The following is a 378-nucleotide window of genomic DNA, read 5'->3' on the forward strand; positions in this document are numbered from 1 at the left end:
TCTCTTATGCTTATTTTTGTACTACAAGAGAAATCTCAGGACCAGGTCATAAAGGTTTTCGATTATTTGACAGAGAAGCTCGGTATTAAGGTATTTCAGGAACTGTTTCCTGTAATCCTGACCGATAATGGTGTGGAATTTCAATTTCCGGAACGATTGGAATGTGATAAAAATGGAGAAATTCGAACTAAAATCTTTTACTGTAATCCGAACTCTTCCTGGCAAAAAGGACGTATTGAGAAAAACCATGAATACATCCGGTATGTGATTCCCAAAGGTCAGAGTCTGGATAATTATAAGCAGAGAGACGCCTGCGTACTTATGAACCATATCAACAGTGAGGCCAGAGACAGCCTGAACGGTTGCACTCCATTCAGG

The 378-nt window shown here is 39.9% G+C and carries 1 pseudogene; it reads left to right on the plus strand.

Annotated features, from left to right (window positions below):
* Positions 1-66: 66 nt before the first annotated feature.
* A pseudogene (locus KTH89_RS24740) lies at positions 67-378 on the plus strand (IS30 family transposase); the annotation flags it as partial.

Source organism: Diplocloster agilis, assembly GCF_019042275.1.
GTDB lineage: Bacteria > Bacillota > Clostridia > Lachnospirales > Lachnospiraceae > Diplocloster > Diplocloster agilis.